This window comes from Streptococcus sp. CL9.43 (genome assembly GCF_049737935.1).
GTDB lineage: Bacteria > Bacillota > Bacilli > Lactobacillales > Streptococcaceae > Streptococcus > Streptococcus infantis_I.
On record NZ_JBKOTS010000002.1, the window covers coordinates 187,525 to 203,421 of the forward strand.

The window sequence follows — 15,897 nt, forward strand, 5'->3', positions numbered from 1 at the left end:
ATGGAGGTGTCAAACCATGGAAGAAAGTTTGAATCCAACCGTTAATATTGGACCAATATCCTTTGATTTGACCCTGCTTGCCATGTCTCTTGTAACTGTTTTGATGGTTTTTGCCTTTGTCTACTGGGCAAGTCGTGAAATGACCATCCGTCCAAAGGGCAAACAAAATGCTCTTGAGATGATTTATGACTTTGTGATTGGTTTTACCAAACCAAACATTGGAGAATCATACATTAAGGATTATTCCTTGTTTCTGTTTTCTCTATTTCTGTTTATCTTGGTTGCCAATAATATTGGCTTAATGGCAAAAGTACAAACAACAAACGGTTATAACTTGTGGACTTCCCCAACAGCTAACCTTGGATACGATTTATCCCTCTCATTATTGATCACTTTGATCGCCCATGTAGAAGGAGTTCGTCGTAGAGGCGTTAAAGAATATTTGAGAGCATTTGTTACACCTGGCTTTATGACTCCGATGAACATTTTAGAAGAGTTCACCAATTTTGCTTCCTTGGCGATTCGGATCTACGGAAATATTTTTGCCGGTGAGGTCTTAGCTGGATTGCTATTGACCTTGTCACAAAATGCTTTGTATTGGTATCCTTTTGCCTTTATCGCAAACATGTTATGGACAGCTTTTTCAATTTTCATTTCATGTATTCAGGCTTATGTATTTACCATGTTGTCATCAATGTACATTGGTAAAAAAATAAATGAAGGGGAAGAGTAAGTAGAGGAGGATTAGAAGATGGATTTAACTATTAGTACCATTATCGGTGACTTTATTCTTATCGCTGGTTCCTTCCTTTTATTGATCTTTTTAGTGAAGAAATATGCTTGGGGAAATATTTCCAGCATCTTAGATGAACGTGCTGAAAAGATTTCTTCAGATATTGATGGTGCCGAGGGAGCCCGTAAAAAGGCTGAGGAACTAGCTAGCAAACGTGAAGCTGAGTTAGCAGGTAGCCGTACCGAAGCTAAAACGATTATCGAGAATGCAAAGGGAACTGCTGAGAAAAGTAGAGCCGATATTTTAGCCGAAGCTAAACTTGAAGCAGGGCGCTTAAAAGAAAAAGCCAACCAAGAAATTGCTCAAAATAAAGCTGAAGCTTTACAAAGTGTTAAGGGAGATGTAGCTGACTTAACAATCAGTCTAGCTGAGAAAATTCTCTCTAAAAACCTTGACAGTCAGGCCCATAAAGAACTCATTGATCAGTATATCGATCAGCTAGGAGAAGCTTAATGGACAAAAAGACTTTAAAGGTAATTGAAAAATACAGCATGCCTTTTGTCCAATTGGTGATTGAAAAAGGAGAAGAAGACTCTATTTTTTCAGACTTGACTCAAATCAAGCAAGTTGCTGAAGAAACTGGCTTACCTACTTTTTTAGCGCAAGTGGAAGTAGATGAGTTGGATAAAGAAAAAACAGTTCGTTTTTTCCAAGGTTCTGTGTCACCTTTAATGCAAAACTTTATCGAGGTTATACTTTACAATCATCGATCCAATCTTTTTTATGATGTGATTGTAGATTGCTTGAATCGTCTTGAAAAAGAAACCAATCGTTTTGAAGTGACTATTTTGTCTGCACATCCTTTGACTGACGAACAGAAAGAACGCCTCCTTCCTCTAATCGAGAAGAAGATGTCTTTAAAGGTTCGCAGTATTAAGGAAAAAATCGACGATAGTTTAATCGGTGGTTTTGTTATTATTGCCAATCACAAGACAATTGATGTGAGTATTAAACAACAACTTAAAGTTGTTAAGGAAAATTTGAAATAGAAAGTGGTGTTCTTTTGGCAATTAACGCACAAGAAATCAGCGCTTTAATTAAGCAACAAATTGAAAATTTCAAACCTAATTTTGATGTGAGTGAAACGGGTGTTGTAACCTACATCGGTGACGGGATTGCGCGTGCTCATGGCCTTGAAAATGCCATGAGTGGTGAGCTGTTGATTTTTGAAAATGGCTCTTATGGTATGGCGCAAAACTTAGAGTCAACGGATGTTGGTATCATCATTCTTGGTGACTTTACAGATATTCGTGAAGGCGACACCATTCGTCGCACGGGTAAAATCATGGAAGTACCAGTAGGTGAAAGTCTCATTGGTCGTGTTGTGGATCCACTCGGTCGTCCAGTTGACGGTCTTGGAGAAATCCACACTGATAAAACTCGTCCAGTAGAAGCACCAGCTCCTGGTGTTATGCAACGTAAGTCTGTCTCAGAACCATTGCAAACAGGTTTGAAAGCTATTGACGCCCTTGTTCCAATCGGTCGTGGTCAACGTGAGTTGATTATCGGTGACCGTCAAACGGGGAAAACAACGATCGCAATTGACACTATCTTGAATCAAAAAGGTCAAGATATGATTTGTATCTATGTTGCGATTGGACAAAAAGAATCAACAGTTCGTACACAAGTGGAAACACTTCGTCAGTACGGAGCCTTGGATTACACAATCGTTGTGACAGCTTCGGCTTCACAGCCTTCACCATTGCTTTTCCTTGCACCTTATGCAGGGGTTGCTATGGCAGAAGAGTTCATGTATCAAGGTAAGCATGTTTTGATCGTTTATGATGACTTATCTAAACAAGCGGTAGCTTATCGTGAACTTTCTCTCTTGCTCCGTCGTCCACCCGGTCGTGAGGCCTTCCCAGGGGATGTCTTCTACCTTCACAGCCGTCTACTTGAGCGTTCTGCTAAAGTTTCAGATGAGCTTGGCGGTGGATCTATCACGGCTCTTCCATTTATCGAGACCCAAGCAGGAGATATCTCAGCCTATATCGCGACAAACGTAATCTCTATTACGGATGGACAAATCTTCCTAAGTGATAGCCTCTTTAATGCAGGTATTCGTCCAGCTATTGATGCGGGTTCTTCTGTATCTCGTGTTGGTGGTTCAGCTCAGATTAAAGCTATGAAGAAGGTTGCTGGTACTCTTCGTATCGACCTTGCTTCATACCGAGAGTTGGAAGCCTTCACTAAATTTGGTTCAGACTTGGATGCTGCTACTCAGGCTAAATTGAACCGTGGTCGTCGTACTGTAGAAGTATTGAAACAACCAGTTCATAAACCATTACCTGTTGAGAAACAAGTAACCATTCTCTATGCCTTGACTCATGGATTCTTGGATACTGTATCAGTAGATGATATTGTTCGTTTTGAGGAAGAATTCCATGCCTTCTTTGATGCGCAACATCCAGAGATTTTGGAAACTATTCGTGAAACAAAAGACTTGCCAGAAGAAGCAGTCTTGGATGCTGCGATTACTGAGTTTCTCAACCAATCCAGCTTCCAATAAGAATAGAGGTGTCAGATGGCAGTATCTCTAAATGATATTAAAACAAAAATCGCCTCAACGAAAAATACTAGTCAAATTACTAACGCCATGCAGATGGTTTCTGCAGCTAAGTTAGGTCGTTCTGAAGAAGCTGCACGCAACTTCCAGATTTATGCTCAAAAAGTCCGTAAACTCCTTACAGACATCCTTCACGGAGATGGTGCTGGCGGATCAACAAATCCAATGTTGATTAGTCGCCCTGTCAAAAAAACAGGCTATATCGTCATTACATCTGACCGTGGTCTTGTTGGAGGATATAACTCTTCAATCTTGAAGGCTGTCATGGAACTGCAACAAGAATATCATCCATCAGGTGATGATTTCGAAGTCATCTGTATTGGTGGTATGGGAGCAGACTTCTTTAAAGCTCGTGGTATTCAACCAATTTATGAATTGCGTGGTCTAGCCAGTCAACCAAGCTTCGATGAAGTTCGCAAGATTATTTCAAAAACTATTGAAATGTACCAAAATGAACTTTTCGATGAGCTCTATGTTTGCTACAACCACCACGTGAATACACTGACAAGTCAAATGCGTGTGGAGCAGATGCTTCCAATTGTCGACTTGGACCCAAATGAAGCAGATGATAACTATAGCTTGACCTTTGAGCTTGAAACAAGTCGTGAAGAAATCTTGGATCAACTATTGCCACAGTTTGCAGAAAGTATGATTTACGGTGCTATTATTGATGCCAAGACAGCTGAAAATGCGGCAGGGATGACGGCAATGCAGACAGCGACAGATAATGCTAAAAAAGTTATCAATGATTTGACTATCCAGTATAACCGTGCCAGACAGGCGGCGATTACACAAGAAATTACAGAAATCGTAGCAGGAGCTAGTGCTTTAGAATAAAGCAATATTGCTCAGAGAAATGAACTTAGGACCTAGTCATGCTAGGAACCGATAGTATCTTATACAGAATAGGAGAAGTAGATGAGTTCAGGTAAAATTGCTCAGGTTATCGGTCCCGTTGTAGACGTCATGTTTGCAGCAGGTGAGAAACTACCAGAGATTAATAATGCACTTGTCGTCTACAAAAATGACGAAAGAAAAACAAAAATCGTCCTTGAAGTAGCCTTGGAGTTGGGAGATGGTATGATTCGTACCATCGCTATGGAATCAACTGATGGCTTGACCCGTGGTTTGGAAGTATTGGACACAGGTCGTCCAATCTCAGTACCAGTTGGGAAAGAAACTCTAGGACGTGTCTTCAACGTTTTGGGAGATACCATTGACTTGGAAGCTCCTTTTGGTGAAGATGCAGAGCGTCAGCCAATTCATAAAAAAGCACCAACTTTTGATGAATTGTCTACCTCTTCAGAAATTCTAGAAACAGGGATCAAGGTTATCGACCTTCTTGCCCCTTACCTTAAAGGTGGTAAGGTCGGACTCTTCGGTGGTGCCGGAGTTGGTAAGACCGTATTGATCCAAGAATTGATTCACAACATTGCCCAAGAACACGGTGGGATCTCAGTATTTACTGGTGTTGGGGAACGTACTCGTGAAGGGAATGACCTTTACTGGGAAATGAAAGAATCAGGCGTTATCGAAAAAACAGCCATGGTATTTGGTCAGATGAATGAGCCACCAGGAGCACGTATGCGTGTTGCCCTTACTGGTTTGACAATTGCTGAATACTTCCGTGATGTAGAAGGTCAAGACGTTCTTCTCTTCATTGATAACATTTTCCGTTTCACGCAAGCAGGTTCAGAAGTATCTGCCCTTTTGGGTCGTATGCCATCAGCCGTTGGTTACCAACCAACACTCGCAACAGAAATGGGTCAATTGCAAGAACGTATCACGTCAACCAAGAAGGGTTCTGTAACCTCTATCCAGGCCATCTACGTGCCAGCGGATGACTATACTGACCCAGCGCCAGCAACAGCCTTCGCTCACTTGGACTCTACAACAAACTTAGAGCGTAAATTGGTTCAATTGGGGATTTACCCAGCCGTTGACCCACTTGCTTCAAGCTCACGTGCCTTGGCACCTGAAATTGTTGGAGAAGAGCACTATGCAGTAGCTGCAGAAGTTAAACGTGTCCTTCAACGTTACCATGAATTGCAAGATATTATTGCCATCCTTGGTATGGATGAACTTTCTGACGAAGAAAAGACTTTGGTTGCTCGTGCACGCCGTATTCAGTTCTTCTTGTCACAAAACTTCAACGTTGCAGAACAATTTACTGGCCAACCTGGTTCTTATGTACCAGTAGCGGAAACTGTTCGTGGCTTCAAGGAAATTCTTGACGGTAAATACGATCATTTGCCAGAAGATGCCTTCCGTGGAGTAGGTTCAATCGAAGATGTTATTGCTAAGGCTGAAAAAATGGGATTTTAAGAGGTGATCTATGGCACATTTAACTGTCCAGATCGTGACACCAGATGGCCTCGTCTATGATCACCATGCCAGCTTTGTATCGGTACGAACTCTGGATGGTGAGATGGGGATCTTGCCACGACATGAAAATATGATTGCGGTTCTAGCAGTTGATGAAGTAAAGGTTAAACGCATCGATGATGATACTCATGTGAACTGGATTGCAGTAAACGGAGGAATCATTGAGATTGCTAATAATGTCATTACCATTATTGCTGACTCAGCTGAACGTGCGCGCGATATTGATGTTAGTCGTGCAGAACGTGCTAAACTTCGTGCAGAACGTGAAATCGAAGAAGCACAAGACAAACACTTAATCGACCAAGAGCGCCGTGCTAAAATTGCATTGCAACGTGCTATTAACCGTATCAATGTCGGAAATAAATTATAAAATAAAAAATGAACTTGTTTTACAAGTTCATTTTTTTAAGCCCTATTTATTGAAACTTATGCAGACTGCTTCAGGAACATGAAATTCATTAGAGAGTTCTGCCAGTCTACCAGTTTCAGGATTGCGCTTAAAGACAGTCGCATTATCAGAATCCTGGTGAACAGCGATAAGGAATTCTTGGTCAGGTGACAAATCAAAATCACGTGGATTTTTCCCATTGGTTGGAACAATCTCTAATAATTCCAAGCTTCCATCTGCTAAAATGCTATAAACAGCGATAGAATCATGGCCTCGATTAGAAGCGTAGAGGAATTTGCCATCTTTAGAAAGACGAATAGCCGCAGTACCATTAAAACCACTATAGTCATCTGGTAAGGTTGAAATGACCTGCATTTGTTCAAATTCTCCAACACCATCGTAAATCAATACTTCAATCGTACTGTTGAGTTCACAGATGAGATAAGCAATCTTGTAGTGGTGGTGGAAAACAAGGTGACGAGCACCAGCGCCGGGATTACAATTATAAGTTGCTAGTTTCGTCAACTTTCCTTCTAGATCGACATCATAGGTAATGACCTCGTCAGTACCCAAGTCACAAGTTACCAAATATTGGTCTGGTGTTAAATCGGTGTAGTGTACGTGGGGAGAAGCTTGGTTTTCATGTGGACCATGGCCAGTGTGTTGAACTTTGTCTGCCAATTCAAGACAGCCATCTTCTTTACGTTTATAGACTAGAACTTGACCTTTATGATAGTTAGCGCCATAAACTAGTCCCCGTGTCTCATCGACCGCAACATAGCAGTGAGGAGCACCTTCTTCAACGACGTGATTCAGGAGGACACCATCAGTTTTGTATGCTGCGATTCCACCTTTGCCATCATGGCTTCCGACAGTATAGAGATGCTGATGCTGATCAAAGGCTAAGTAGGTTGGACTTGGCTCGGTTGCAAAGAGTTCTAGATTTGAGAGTTTGCCAGTCTCAGTATCAAAATCAGCCTTGTAAATCCCTTGAGAAATACGTCGTGTATAGGTTCCAAAATATACTATTTCTTTCATATTCATACCTCTAGAAAAAGATAATTCAATTATAACATAAAAAGGCCTGCTAGATGAAAAATCTAAGTCAGAAAAAATAGCTCTTTCCTTGCCAAGAAGACAAATTTATCCCTTGCTAAAAGACTATAAAAAAACCTTATTTTTCTTAAAACATGGTATAATGTTAGGACAAAGGAAAGGAAGAAAAAATGGAACAAAAAGAGAAACACTTTACCTTATCTTGGTTTTTTAAATGGTTTTTAGACAATAAAGCAATTACTGTTTTCTTGGTGACCTTGTTATTAGGTCTCAATATTTTTATTCTCAGTAAAATTAGCTTTTTATTTTTCCCAGTTATAGACTTTTTATCAGTAGTGATGTTGCCGGTTATCTTATCGGGTCTACTTTTTTACCTCTTAAATCCACTAGTAGATCTGATGGAGAAGTACAAGATTAACCGTGTCTTAGCCATCAGTATTATCTTTATCATTATTGCAATACTCTTGATTATTGGACTAGCCGTTGCAATTCCAAACCTTCAACGTCAAGTAGTCGTTTTTGCGCAAAATGTCCCAAGTTATCTCGAGGATGCTGACAGAGTTATTGATGATCTTGTTACCAAGCGTTTGCCGGATGACTTTAGACCACAATTGGAGCAAGTTTTAGCTAATTTTTCAACACAAGCAACTGCTTGGGCAAGTAATATTTCTTCTAAGGCTGTTAACTGGGTGAGTGCTCTTATCAGTGGAACGTCACAGGTCATTGTCGCTCTGATCATCATGCCATTTATGCTCTTTTATCTCCTTCGAGATGGAAAAGGACTTAGAGACTATATTACTCAATTCTTACCAAATAAATTGAGAGAACCAGTTGGTAAGGTTCTTTCAGAAGTCAATCAACAACTTTCCAATTATGTTCGAGGGCAAATTACAGTGGCTGTAATCGTCGCCATCATGTTTATTATCTTATTCAAGATTATAGGACTTCGTTATGCTGTTACTTTAGGTATTACAGCCGGTTTTCTCAATTTAGTTCCTTATCTAGGTAGTTTTCTTGCAATGATTCCAGCCCTTATTTTGGGTTTGATTGCTGGTCCTGTTATGCTCTTAAAAGTTATTATCGTTTTCATTGTAGAGCAAACTATAGAGGGACGTTTTGTTTCTCCACTGATTTTGGGTAGCCAATTGAATATTCACCCAATTACCATTCTTTTTGTACTGTTGACTTCAGGATCCATGTTTGGTATTTGGGGTGTATTGCTAGGTATTCCAATCTATGCTTCCGCAAAAGTAGTCATCTCAGCAATTTTTGATTGGTATAAAGGAGTTAGTGGACTTTATGAACCAGTAGAGGAGACTGAAGGTGAACAATAGTCAACAAATGCTCGAGGCCTTGGAGCAACAAGATTTATCAAGAGCTGATTCTTTTTTCCAAAATGCCCTAGAGGAAGATTCAGATGAAGTTCTTCTTGAACTTGCTGCATATCTCGAAGGGATTGGTTTCTATCCACAGGCAGCACAGATCTATGAGAAATTAGCGCCGAAATTTCCAGAAGTCTACATCAATCTAGCTGCAATAGCTGGTGAGGATGGACTTATCGAAGAAGCTTTTGATTATTTAGAGAAGATTGGTCCAGAAAGTGAATGGTACGTATCAGCTCTTGCCTTAAAAGCAGATTTATATCAGATGGAAGGATTGACAGATGTTGCGCGTGAGAAGCTTTTAGAAGCTCGTAGCTACTCTGATGATCCTCTCCTGATATTTGGACTAGCTGAACTAGATAGTGAGCTAGGAAACGATTTAGAAGCCATTAAGGGCTATGCTCAACTAGATAATCGAGTTATCTACGATCAAACTGGAATTTCGACCTATCAGAGAATTGGTCTTGCTTATGCACGTTTAGGTAAGTTTGAATCTGCAATAGAATTTTTAGAAAAAGCCTTAGAGTTAGAATATGATGATCAAACAGCCTTTGAGCTTGCAAGTCTCTATTTTGACCAAGAAGACTACCAGAAAGCCGTACTATACTTTAAACAACTAGACACTATTTCTCCAGATTTTGAGGGTTATGAATATGGTTATAGTCAAGCACTGCATAAGGAGCATCAGACAGAAGAGGCTCTTAAAATAGCTCAACAAGGCTTGTCAAAAAATCCTTTTGAAACTCGGCTCTTACTCCTTGCATCTCAGCTATCTTATGAGTTGCATCAACCTGAGCAAGCAGAAGCTTATCTGATTCAAGCACAAGAAAATGCTGATGACCAGGAAGAAATTTTGCTACGCTTAGCTACCATCTACCAAGAACAAGAAAGATACGAAGATATTCTAGCTTTAGCAGTCTATGAACCTGAAAACCTCTTGACTAAATGGATGATTGCGCGAAGCTATCAAGAGACTGAAGAATTAGATGCAGCATATGATCTCTATAAGGAACTTGCTACTGAACTCAAGGATAATCCAGAGTTTTTGGAACAGTTTATTTATTTGTTAAGAGAGTTAGGTAAGCTAGAAGAAGCAAAAGACTACATTCAATCCTATCTACAATTAGTACCTGATGATTTACAAATGCAAGATTTGTATGATTATTTATCTTAAATACAAAAGATAATCACCAAGCAAAGGTGATTTTCTTTTTTTATTAAAAAGAAGTATAAATTGCTTTAAATTTGGGTGGATTGAGTATGAACTTTTAGTATTTTTTTGATATAATTGTTATAGTTATAAGTTGAACAATCAACAATAGTAAAAATAGAAAGATTGGCAAAATGACAAAAGTAAAAATTGTAACGGATTCTTCGGTTACTATTGAACCGGAAGTGGTTAAAGAATTTGATATTACTGTTGTTCCACTATCTGTGATGATTGATAGTGTCCTTTATTCAGATGCAGATCTTGAAGAAGGAGAATTTCTTCGCTTGATGCAAGCTAGTAAAAATCTTCCTAAGACTAGTCAACCACCAGTGGGACTCTTTGCAGAAATTTTTGATGATTTGGGTAAGGATGGTAGTCAGATTCTAGCTATTCACATGTCCCATGCTTTATCAGGAACTGTTGAAGCGGCTCGTCAAGGAGCAAGTTTGTCAACAGCAGATGTAACTGTTTTGGATAGTTCATTCACAGATCAGGCCTTGAAATTCCAAGTTGTGGAAGCTGCTAAACTAGCTCAAGAAGGAAAAGACCTTGAAACTATTCTAACCCATGTAGAGGAAGTAAAAAATCACACCGAACTCTACATCGGTGTTTCAACTTTAGAAAATCTTGTAAAAGGTGGTCGCATTGGCCGTGTTACTGGTTTGCTGAGCTCTTTACTGAATATTCGAGTAGTCATGCAGATGAAAGATAATGAATTGCAACCGATTGTCAAAGGTCGTGGTTCAAAAACCTTTAAGAAATGGTTGGATGAGTTAGTAGCCACTCTTTCAAATCGTTCAGTAGCTGAGATTGGTATTTCTTATGCAGGTACAAATGAATTTGCAAACGAGATGAAAGCTGTTCTACAACCTTACGTTGAAAAACCGATTTCAGTCCTAGAAACAGGCTCAATTATCCAAACTCACACCGGGGAAAACGCCTGGGCGATCTTAATTCGCTATAATTCCTAAAAAAATGAAGAAAAATCAATAAAAACGTGTTTTTGACTTGACCTAAAAGCAATTTTAGGTTATGATTATAAGTGTTAATTAGAAATAATTTTGGAGGATTCATTAACATGGCAAACAAACAAGATTTGATCGCTAAAGTAGCAGAAGCTACAGAATTGACTAAGAAAGATTCAGCAGCAGCAGTTGACGCTGTATTCGCAGCTGTAACTGAATTCCTTTCAGCTGGTGAAAAAGTTCAATTGATCGGTTTTGGTAACTTCGAAGTTCGTAAACGTGCAGCTCGTAAAGGTCGCAACCCACAAACTGGTAAAGAAATCAAAATCAAAGCTTCTAAAGTTCCAGCATTCAAAGCTGGTAAAGCTCTTAAAGAAGCAGTTAAATAATAACTTTACAAAAAGCCTGTTGTATCAAGCATTTAAGCTTGTGTGACAGGCTTTTTTTATATATAGGGGGCAAATAAGGGGCAAACTATAAAGAATCGAGTAAGTCCAGGATATTATCATCCATCTTTTTAGTGACGTGTGTATAGATTTTATTGGTTGTTCGAGAGTCAGAGTGACCAACTCTTGCCATGATTGCTTTTAGGGGTACATTGTTTTCTGCTAGTCTACTAACAAGAGTGTGTCTGAAGATATGTGAAGTCAGATGTTTATCTATTGGATTTTTTAAACGTTTATTTGCTTTCTGGATTGCTAAATTGAAAGAATTATTTTGAATTGGTATACCGTTTTTGGTAACAAAGATGAATCCAAGATCATTGAATGTTTTTCGAGTGTTTTTAGAAAGTTCATTTATTGAGATAAACTCTTTTAAAATTTCAATTTCTCTTTTTGATAAAGAAACAGTTCTGAAGCTTGCAGCAGTTTTAGTAGTTGTTTTGTGACCCTTTGAATAACCTACTGTCTTATCCAAAGTGCCATGGATTTTTACTATCTTATTATCAAAATCAATATTTTCTAGTTTAATAGCAATAGCTTCACCAATTCGACAACCATTGTATGCCATGAATTCAGCAAGCAATCCCAGTCTATATGTATTCTTTGTTCTATATAATTCCTCTAGTAACCTTTTTAACTCTTCCTCTTCTAAAAATTTCTTTTCTGTTTTTTCTAACTCTTCGATTGTCTTTATTTGTTTTGGAAGTTTTGCTCGTCTTGCAGGGTTGTCTTTGATATATTCAAGATTAACTGCATAATCAAGTGATAGATTTAAAATCATTTTATAGCGCTCTAGTTTTGAACGAGAAATATCTAGATCATTTAAAAAGCGCTGGATATATTTAGTGTCTATATTCTTAACTTTAATTTCTGTATCGAACGCTTCCTTAAAATCATTCACGCTACTAGTGAGAGAACTGATAGAACTACCTTTGATTTCTTTCTGGTAAAATGTCCACCATTCATCCAAAACTTGTTTGTAAGTTACATCTGTTGATTGTAAATTCTGTAAAGTTTCTTCTATGCGTTCATCTAGTAATTTTTGTGCTTCCTTTTTCGCTCTGGCTGTTCCAGAACTAAGCGTTACAGATACCCTCTTCAATTTTTCAGTGTACGGGTCTTTGTATCGCTCAAAAAATTTATACTTTCCATTCGGAAGTTCTTCCATCCACATTGCTTTTTTCCTCATTTCTTGATAAAATGGGTATAGTAAAGAGGGCCTTTTAATGCCATTCTTTCTTATACAGTACATCCTCACACTTTAGCTTGCAGGCGGTGTGGGGATTTTTGTTATTTTCTAACTTTATTTTTCAAAGCTTCCTCAATTGCTTTTTTTAACTCTAGTATGGACTCTTTATCTTCTTTAAGGAATGTCACAGTATTTTCATCTTTTACTGCATCGAAAACACCACCTTTTACATCAGACGAACCAGGATAAACAAGCTGAAGATACCCAACAGTCGCACCAGGCTCTTTTAACTGATAAGCAGTGATTTCTGATAACAAAATTGATTTTTCACCATCTAATCCATGCAGTAAAACATTCGAAACATTTGATTTTCTGGCAATTCTAATGAAGTAGTCATCAACTCTTACTACTGTTTTTGATTTTTTGAACTCAAAAACTCTTTCATTCGGTTCTTCTGTAAAAAGTTCAACTTCTTGAACATCGTTTTGTTTTTTTCCAAATAATGCCACTTTTACTCACCTTTCTTTTTGTAAAATTTATTAACTACCTGTCAATCTATAAAACTCTTCCTGAATCATATCTTCACCCCAGGTTGTTGAGATTTTGTGTCTTTCTGCAAACTGGAGCCAGTTGAAGTCTGATACTTCATACTGTGCGAGTTCTTCAGAGATGAGATGTCGAATCATGAAGCGATCTGCTTCGTTCTCATATTTGTATAGCAACCGTTTGTAATTAGCTGGGTCGTGGTTTATGTGACCTAATTCGTGCAGGATGACCTTTTCTCGCTCTTCCTGGCTAAGATTACCGTTAACGTAAATGATGCGCTCATCGGGGAAATAGAAGCCCCTACGCTCCCACATGGTTTCAGGGAAGAGATAGAGTGTGACCTGGTATTCATCCAGTAACTCATTCACTTTCAATGTCGGACACCCCCAAAGAGAGTTTAATGATCTGCGCAATCTTGTCTACATCATCATCTGACAATGGTTTACCATCGAAGAGAACTACACGCTCACGAAGATTGGACAAGTCAACAGTACGGCCGTCAGCAGTAGTGACAAGGTCGCTTGAAATAGCTGGATTATCAGTACGACCTAGAAGATAATCAGTGGACACGTTGAAGTAGTCAGCGATTTCTTGTAGTCTATCAGATTTTGGATTACCTTTTTTAAGACTATAAAGGTAGTTCGTACTATATCCTAGCTTTTCTTCTAAAATATTTAAAGAAATTTTCTGCTTATCAGCCAATTCCTTAATTCTATCAAACGCTAAAAACATTGATTTATCAACCTTTCTAAGCGTTACGAAAAATAATTTTAAAATTAGTTATAAAAATGCTTGACAAAATCTAAAACTAGTTTTAAAATAGTAGTCGTAAGCTAAAGAGTTAGCGAAACAGACAACTAAAAAATAAAAAACCTAAAAAACCGATTGCCGTCCGTTTTGAATAGGTAAAACTTACTTTTAGTAGGTCTTTTCTCTATACATTCATTCTAAAACTAGTTTTAGAATTTGTCAAGAAATTCGCTAACTTTTTAGATAAATTTTTAAAAAGGAGGCCTGATATGAGCCAACAACATCAAAAATGGATTCAGATTGTAAAAAACAAATTGAATTCAGAAGGAATGACACAAACACACCTCGCCCGTGCTTGTGGAGTGAAGAAACCTACCATTTCAGAATTGCTGAAATATGGTAAAGGTAGTGACAAATTGAAAAACCGAGTGTGCGATGTCCTAGGCATCGATGAAAGTTGGGTTGATTTAGGAGAGTAAGAAATGAACGAAAAGAAACAAAATAATGATCTCATCAAAGAAATTATTGAGAAACATTTTGAAAATATGGTTGATGATATTTTGGAAAACACAGAGACCTACTATGAAGCTTTGGGAGCTATTAGTAGCATCAAAGGAAGCAAGATTCCGAATATGCTTCACTTAGCTGATTGTTTGAGGAAAGATATCAGAAAACGTGCTATGCAACAAAAAACACCTAATCACAACTAGATTTAGAGAGGGATACTATGAACGAAATTTTTAATTTTCACGGACAAGAAGTCCGAACAGTGATGTTTGATGACGAGCCGTGGTTTGTCGGGAAAGATATAGCGGAGATTCTTGGATATGTAAATTCAAGAGATGCTCTAGCAAAACACGTTGATGAAGATGATAAGCTAACGTCGCAAATCGCGACGGCAGGTCAAATGAGAAATCAGACAGTTATCAACGAATCTGGTCTCTACTCTCTCATTCTTTCAAGTAAGCTTCCACAAGCGAAAGAATTTAAGCGTTGGGTGACATCAGAAGTCCTCCCAGCTATTAGAAGACAGGGCGGTTTTATCCGTGAGGACCTAGACGAAGATGCCTTCATTGCTCTATTTACTGGGCAAAAAGAACTTCGGAAACAACAAGTCACAATGCTAGAAGATATCGACTATCTCAAGAATGAACAACCGATTCATCCAAGCTACGCACAATCACTACTGAAGAAACGCAAGGCTAGAGTGGTAGCTTGCCTTGGTGGAATTGACAGTCCAGCTTATGCAGATAAGACATTCGCTCAATCAGTCTTTAGACAAGCTGAGATTGATTTCAAGGATCATTTCAATATCAGTCGCTATGACTTACTGCCAAAGAAATTTGCAGAAGCAGCGTTGAAATATTGGATGACATGGGAGCCGAGCACCAACACTAAGATGAAAATCATGGAATTAAATTCGTACATCACATAAAAAAGCACCTAACAAAGTCAGGCGCTTACTAAAAATAACTAACTGAATTATATCACAGAAAGGAAATAAAATCTATGCCTAAAGCAGAAATCACTTACAAACCAGTAGGTGTGAATGAAAAAGCTACTCACGGAGACTACAAGCACCTATGTCAAATGTGGGAAGGACTAACTCCAGGGACTGCTAAAGTCTGGGCAACTGAGATGAGAGAACACCCAGATTTTAAACAATTTATTGATAATCCAACACATAAAATTGTATTCATCAATTACGAAGGTTTTCGCCTTTTCGTGAAGTGGAAAAGCAGAAATCGTTACCGTTCAAAAAAAGAGTCACTAGCAGAGATGTTAGAAAATCTAAAAAAGGAAAAACAATTTGGAGTTTAAATGTGAGTCTATTAAACAAAATAAAATTATATTTTTCAGGGATTATTGAAGAAGTAAACCTTGATTGGAAGAAAATTGCTCTGGAAATCAATCAAAAATTAATTGAATTACAAATCAGATACCAGGAAGCAAATCAAAAAATAGCAGATCTTGAAAAAATCGTAGCAATCTATAAAGAAAAGGAAAACACAAAATGACTGAATATATCTATTTCGTAACAGTAATACTTTTTTTACTCTGGACATTAGTAAATGAATTAGATGATCGAGCAGAGTCTAAAAAGGAAAACAGACAACTAATCGCAAGTAATATTGCTCGTATGAATTTGAGAAATTCAGATAAACAATTCACATACGATGTGCAACCGCCCGTAGGTTTATCAAAGAAGCAAAAATAAGGAGTC

At 38.3% G+C, this 15,897-nt stretch carries 22 protein-coding genes; 17 read left to right on the forward strand and 5 right to left on the reverse strand.

Features of this window, described 5'->3' with window-relative positions; genetic code table 11:
• The first annotated feature begins 16 nt into the window (after window positions 1-16).
• The 7 genes from atpB to ACLNCS_RS04140 all read left to right on the forward strand — a co-directional run bounded on the left by atpB (window position 17) and on the right by ACLNCS_RS04140 (window position 6,114).
• Window positions 17-733, forward strand: a complete 717-nt coding sequence (gene atpB / locus ACLNCS_RS04110) for a F0F1 ATP synthase subunit A (protein WP_178894902.1) — start codon at window positions 17-19, stop codon at window positions 731-733.
• A gap of 18 nt (window positions 734-751) precedes the next feature.
• A complete protein-coding gene (gene atpF / locus ACLNCS_RS04115; RefSeq protein WP_254729863.1) occupies window positions 752-1,246 on the forward strand; it encodes a F0F1 ATP synthase subunit B in 495 nt (164 codons plus the stop codon).
• Entirely contained in the window at window positions 1,246-1,782 is a 537-nt protein-coding gene (locus tag ACLNCS_RS04120; protein ID WP_263393481.1) for a F0F1 ATP synthase subunit delta, read from the forward strand. Before atpF ends, ACLNCS_RS04120 begins: the two co-directional genes overlap by 1 nt.
• Before the next feature lie 14 nt (window positions 1,783-1,796).
• Window positions 1,797-3,302: a F0F1 ATP synthase subunit alpha gene (gene atpA / locus ACLNCS_RS04125; RefSeq protein ID WP_424847325.1), complete on the forward strand. Its 1,506-nt coding sequence runs from the start codon at window positions 1,797-1,799 to the stop codon at window positions 3,300-3,302.
• 15 nt (window positions 3,303-3,317) lie between these two features.
• A complete protein-coding gene (locus ACLNCS_RS04130; RefSeq protein WP_004253324.1) occupies window positions 3,318-4,196 on the forward strand; it encodes a F0F1 ATP synthase subunit gamma in 879 nt (292 codons plus the stop codon).
• An 81-nt stretch (window positions 4,197-4,277) separates the two neighbouring features.
• Entirely contained in the window at window positions 4,278-5,684 is a 1,407-nt protein-coding gene (atpD, locus tag ACLNCS_RS04135; RefSeq protein WP_036757320.1) for a F0F1 ATP synthase subunit beta, read from the forward strand.
• 10 nt (window positions 5,685-5,694) lie between these two features.
• On the forward strand, window positions 5,695-6,114 hold the full coding sequence (locus ACLNCS_RS04140; RefSeq protein WP_006148659.1) for a F0F1 ATP synthase subunit epsilon: 420 nt from the start codon (window positions 5,695-5,697) through the stop codon (window positions 6,112-6,114).
• A 42-nt stretch (window positions 6,115-6,156) separates the two neighbouring features.
• On the opposite strand, the gene ACLNCS_RS04145 is transcribed toward ACLNCS_RS04140, so the two are convergent.
• Complete coding sequence (locus ACLNCS_RS04145) at window positions 6,157-7,170, reverse strand: lactonase family protein (protein WP_254804113.1); 1,014 nt, start codon at window positions 7,168-7,170, stop codon at window positions 6,157-6,159.
• A gap of 188 nt (window positions 7,171-7,358) precedes the next feature.
• Between ACLNCS_RS04145 and ACLNCS_RS04150 the strand changes: the two genes are divergently transcribed.
• From ACLNCS_RS04150 to ACLNCS_RS04165, 4 genes are all read left to right on the forward strand, one after another.
• Complete coding sequence (locus tag ACLNCS_RS04150; protein WP_070677227.1) at window positions 7,359-8,522, forward strand: AI-2E family transporter; 1,164 nt, start codon at window positions 7,359-7,361, stop codon at window positions 8,520-8,522.
• Window positions 8,512-9,744, forward strand: coding sequence for a tetratricopeptide repeat protein (locus ACLNCS_RS04155; RefSeq protein WP_004253338.1), 1,233 nt, complete (start codon window positions 8,512-8,514; stop codon window positions 9,742-9,744). The genes ACLNCS_RS04150 and ACLNCS_RS04155 overlap by 11 nt, the downstream gene beginning before the upstream one ends.
• Before the next feature lie 170 nt (window positions 9,745-9,914).
• Window positions 9,915-10,751: a DegV family protein gene (locus ACLNCS_RS04160; protein ID WP_004253342.1), complete on the forward strand. Its 837-nt coding sequence runs from the start codon at window positions 9,915-9,917 to the stop codon at window positions 10,749-10,751.
• A gap of 107 nt (window positions 10,752-10,858) precedes the next feature.
• Window positions 10,859-11,134, forward strand: a complete 276-nt coding sequence (locus tag ACLNCS_RS04165; RefSeq protein WP_004253345.1) for an HU family DNA-binding protein — start codon at window positions 10,859-10,861, stop codon at window positions 11,132-11,134.
• A gap of 85 nt (window positions 11,135-11,219) precedes the next feature.
• Here the strand turns inward: ACLNCS_RS04165 and ACLNCS_RS04170 are convergent, their stop codons facing one another.
• From ACLNCS_RS04170 to ACLNCS_RS04185, 4 genes are all read right to left on the reverse strand, one after another.
• The gene (locus ACLNCS_RS04170; RefSeq protein ID WP_424847329.1) at window positions 11,220-12,362 is read right to left on the reverse strand and encodes a tyrosine-type recombinase/integrase; all 1,143 of its coding nucleotides are present in this window, start codon (window positions 12,360-12,362) and stop codon (window positions 11,220-11,222) included.
• Between the two features lie 116 nt (window positions 12,363-12,478).
• Entirely contained in the window at window positions 12,479-12,886 is a 408-nt protein-coding gene (locus ACLNCS_RS04175; RefSeq protein ID WP_424847331.1) for a DUF4429 domain-containing protein, read from the reverse strand.
• A 30-nt stretch (window positions 12,887-12,916) separates the two neighbouring features.
• Window positions 12,917-13,237 carry an ImmA/IrrE family metallo-endopeptidase gene (locus ACLNCS_RS04180; RefSeq protein ID WP_424847618.1) on the reverse strand — a complete coding sequence of 107 codons (321 nt, stop codon included), beginning with the start codon at window positions 13,235-13,237 and terminating at the stop codon, window positions 12,917-12,919.
• A 46-nt stretch (window positions 13,238-13,283) separates the two neighbouring features.
• Window positions 13,284-13,655 (reverse strand): helix-turn-helix domain-containing protein, encoded by a 372-nt coding sequence (locus ACLNCS_RS04185; protein ID WP_424847333.1) that lies wholly within the window; start codon window positions 13,653-13,655, stop codon window positions 13,284-13,286.
• Between the two features lie 287 nt (window positions 13,656-13,942).
• Here ACLNCS_RS04185 and ACLNCS_RS04190 point away from each other — a divergent pair, with 287 nt between their 5' ends.
• The 6 genes from ACLNCS_RS04190 (at window position 13,943) to ACLNCS_RS04215 (ending at window position 15,891) form a co-directional block, all read left to right on the forward strand.
• Entirely contained in the window at window positions 13,943-14,152 is a 210-nt protein-coding gene (locus ACLNCS_RS04190) for a helix-turn-helix domain-containing protein (RefSeq protein WP_424847335.1), read from the forward strand.
• 3 nt (window positions 14,153-14,155) lie between these two features.
• A complete protein-coding gene (locus tag ACLNCS_RS04195) occupies window positions 14,156-14,383 on the forward strand; it encodes a hypothetical protein (protein ID WP_424847337.1) in 228 nt (75 codons plus the stop codon).
• A 17-nt stretch (window positions 14,384-14,400) separates the two neighbouring features.
• Entirely contained in the window at window positions 14,401-15,108 is a 708-nt protein-coding gene (locus ACLNCS_RS04200; protein WP_424847339.1) for an ORF6C domain-containing protein, read from the forward strand.
• Window positions 15,109-15,182: 74 nt separating this feature from the next.
• Window positions 15,183-15,494: an excisionase gene (locus ACLNCS_RS04205; protein WP_424847341.1), complete on the forward strand. Its 312-nt coding sequence runs from the start codon at window positions 15,183-15,185 to the stop codon at window positions 15,492-15,494.
• A 2-nt stretch (window positions 15,495-15,496) separates the two neighbouring features.
• On the forward strand, window positions 15,497-15,691 hold the full coding sequence (locus ACLNCS_RS04210; protein WP_424847343.1) for a hypothetical protein: 195 nt from the start codon (window positions 15,497-15,499) through the stop codon (window positions 15,689-15,691).
• Entirely contained in the window at window positions 15,688-15,891 is a 204-nt protein-coding gene (locus tag ACLNCS_RS04215) for a hypothetical protein (protein ID WP_424847345.1), read from the forward strand. The genes ACLNCS_RS04210 and ACLNCS_RS04215 overlap by 4 nt, the downstream gene beginning before the upstream one ends.
• Window positions 15,892-15,897: the final 6 nt, after the last annotated feature.